Origin of the sequence: Flavobacterium sp. (assembly GCF_046155325.1) — a bacterium.
Taxonomy (GTDB): Bacteria; Bacteroidota; Bacteroidia; order Flavobacteriales; family Flavobacteriaceae; genus Flavobacterium.
In genome coordinates this window covers 1-3002 of the sequence record NZ_JBJXDQ010000138.1, presented here as the reverse complement: position 1 = coordinate 3002, position 3002 = coordinate 1, and the positions used below count along the sequence as shown (strand labels likewise).

General features: G+C 35.5%; 4 protein-coding genes. All 4 read right to left on the bottom strand.

Annotation, left to right across the window (positions count from 1 at the left end; all coding sequences use genetic code 11):
• The coding region (locus tag ACKVOD_RS09760; protein WP_409209283.1) for a cryptochrome/photolyase family protein at positions 1 to 1352 on the bottom strand (1352 nt) is incomplete at its 3' end.
• A 96-nt stretch (positions 1353 to 1448) separates the two neighbouring features.
• Entirely contained in the window at positions 1449 to 1586 is a 138-nt protein-coding gene (locus ACKVOD_RS09755) for a DUF2256 domain-containing protein (protein ID WP_409209282.1), read from the bottom strand.
• A 3-nt stretch (positions 1587 to 1589) separates the two neighbouring features.
• Positions 1590 to 2309 (bottom strand): YqjF family protein, encoded by a 720-nt coding sequence (locus tag ACKVOD_RS09750; protein WP_409209281.1) that lies wholly within the window; start codon positions 2307 to 2309, stop codon positions 1590 to 1592.
• Between the two features lies 1 nt (position 2310).
• A partial coding sequence (locus ACKVOD_RS09745; protein WP_409209280.1) for an FAD-binding domain-containing protein occupies positions 2311 to 3002 on the bottom strand: 692 nt, incomplete at its 5' end.

Genomic DNA, 3002 nt, shown 5'->3' with positions numbered 1-3002 from the left:
GTTTTTACTGCTTTTTTGTAATAACAACTTCCACAATAATGACTCATTTTGTCAATATAGCTAGCTGAACTTACGTAGGGTTTTGTGCCCACAATTCCGCCATCGGCAAACTGGCTCATTCCTCGTGTGTTAGTAATTTCGACCCATTCGATAGCGTCAATATAAATTCCTAAATACCAAGCATCGACTTCGTCAGGATGAACGCCGGCCAAAAGCGCGAAATTCCCAGTAATCATTAAGCGCTGAATATGATGGGCATACGCGTAATTCAAAGATTGATTAATCGCATCTTTCAAGCAATTCATTTTTGTTTTTCCGGTCCAAAACCAATCGGGTAATTTATTTTCGTGGCCGAAATAATTCAACGTAGCATAATCGGGCATTTTGTTCCAATAAATACCTCGCATATATTCCCGCCAACCTATTATTTGTCGTACAAAACCTTCTAACTGGTTGTATTCTATTTCGTCTGGACGATTTTCCCATTCTTGAATGGCTCTATTAATAACTTCTGAAGGAGAAATTAACTTACAATTCATCGAAAACGAAAGCCGAGCATGATACAAAGACCATTCGTTGGGCGTCATCGCATCTTGATAACTCCCGAAAAGGGACAAACATTCCGTAGCGAAAAAATCCAATAATTCTAAAGATTGTTTTCTGTTTACAGGCCAGACGAAATTTTCGGCGTCGATGTTTCCAATGGTTTTAATGTTAGTTTTACGGATTTCTGCGAGAATTTCGCAAACATCATTATTGAAAACCAATGGCGGAGTTGGTTTATGGTCTTTAGGTAATTTTTTTCGGTTTTCGCCATCATAATTCCATTTTCCTGTCAATGGTTTGTCGCCTTGCATTAAAACATGGTGTTTTTTTCGCATCATGTGATAGAAATTTTCCATCAGAAACGTTTTTTTTCCTTCAAAAAAATCTCCCAATTCTTCTCGTGTGCTCATAAAATGTTCTGAATCCACAACCGATGTTGAAATGGAAAGTGTTTTGCAGAAATTTTTCAATAATACATCTAATCGATATTCGTCGGGCAATTGGTATTCGAAATGGGTAAATTGATGTTCTGAAATTAAGAATTCAAGATTTTTATCAAACGATTGTAAGTTGCTTTCATCATTTAAATGAATGTAAATCACGTTATGATTTTTCGATTTCAAGTCTTTAACAAATTCTTGCATTGCAGCAAAGAAGCCTACAATTTTCTGGATATGATGTGTGGCATAATCGGTTTCGGAGCGAATTTCCATCAAAACATAACTAACCGATTCATCAATGGTTTGAAACCAAGAATGATTGCTGTTAAGTTGATCACCGAGAATTAATCTTAAGGTTTTAGACATTTGATTTGCTGATTATCCTGCAAGGTCTTTTTTTGACCTTGTAGGTTTTTGAATAAAACACCTACAAGGTTTTTGAAACCTTGCAGGAGATCTAAATTACTTGTTGCTTCTACATTTATCGCTACAATATTTTACTTCGTCCCAGACTTTTTCCCATTTTTTGCGCCAAGCGAAAGGCTTTTGACAAACCATACAAATTTTGGTAGGTAAATGTTGTTTTTTTACGCCTTTCATTTGTCAAAATTTAAGCGATTTTCGTTTCCATTCTACTTTTACTGATGAACCTTCGGCAATGAAAACAGCTTCAGGTTTTTTGGTATTCAGCACCGAGAATGCTTTGCCATACATTGCTTCAAAATCGCAATCAATTTTATAATCCAAAACTTCATTTGTTTTCCAACTTGGATGTTGCAGTTTGTATTCTAATGTTTTGTTTTCATTCACTTTGGTATAGCCATAATAATGTTCGTAGATAAATTGCTCAAAACTACCATCGGTCATCTTTTTTGAATCTTTGGAATTTTCTACATAAATGCTATTCCATTTCTTGTTTGCCTTCCATTCAAATTTTATTTTCTGATGTATGCCTTCGTGGTCTATCTGATGTTTTGTAGGTACGGCAGTATAATGTTCTTTATACAATTTATTTGCCATCCACGCTACAATTGGAAAAGGAACGGTCTCATCGATAAAAACTACGCCTCGTCTTATTTCGTCCCCAATTTTTCGATACACATAAAAGCGAAGATTTACTTCTTCGAAAGTACCAAAAAATGGAATTGGAACACCAAATAATTTGGTTTTTTTGAACATAAAACCAACCAAACTCACATAACATTTTCCGTCAAATAAATCCAAATGAACTCCTTTTGGTAAAAAGGATTCCAGAATTTCGGGAGCAATTTCGTAGTTTGCCATTATAATGTTCTCCCAATTTGCTTTTAGAAATATTGCCATTTTATTTTGTTGCTTTTTTAGTTTTTGGGATTCTCTTTTTGGAATTTGGATTGCTGACGTGTTTTTGTAAAATGCGTTTGCCTTCTTCCCTTACTTCGTCTTTTTTGCGAAAACTCCATACAATATCGCTGGCGTATTTTCGGGTTTCGTCAATGTCAACTATCGGATATGGATAATCGGTGCCAATTTCGCAATTGTAGAATTGTTGTTCCATTTCATTCATTTTCCAAGGTTCGTGAAGTAACGAAATAGGTATTTCTGCTAATTCAGGAAGCCATTGTTTAATAAAAACCCCTTCGGAATCGTGTTCTTCTGAGTTTTTAATTGGGCTGTATATTCGAATCGTATTAATGCCTGTTGTTCCCGATTGCATTTGGATTTGTGGATAATGAATTCCTGGTTCATAATCTAAAAATTGTCTTGCCAAAAAATGCAATTCGCGCCAATCTTGCCATAAATTAAACGTAAAAAACGACACCACCATTGCACGCATTCTAAAGTTGATATAACCTGTTTGAACCAAGCAGCGCATACAAGCATCTACAATTGGAATGCCCGTTTTGCCTTCTTGCCAAGCTTTGATATAGATTTCATTTTTTGGCTTGAGCAACGCATCATAAGCACGGTTTACATTTTCGAATTCCATACGACATTCGTCTTCAAATTTTTGTATAAAGTGACAGTGCCAATGCA

Excerpts from the sequence above, each read along its gene's own strand:
- ACKVOD_RS09755 (WP_409209282.1), bottom strand. The coding sequence starts at position 1,586 with ATGAAAGGCGTAAAAAAACAACATTTACCTACCAAAATTTGTATGGTT.
- ACKVOD_RS09750 (WP_409209281.1), bottom strand. The coding sequence starts at position 2,309 with ATGGCAATATTTCTAAAAGCAAATTGGGAGAACATTATAATGGCAAAC.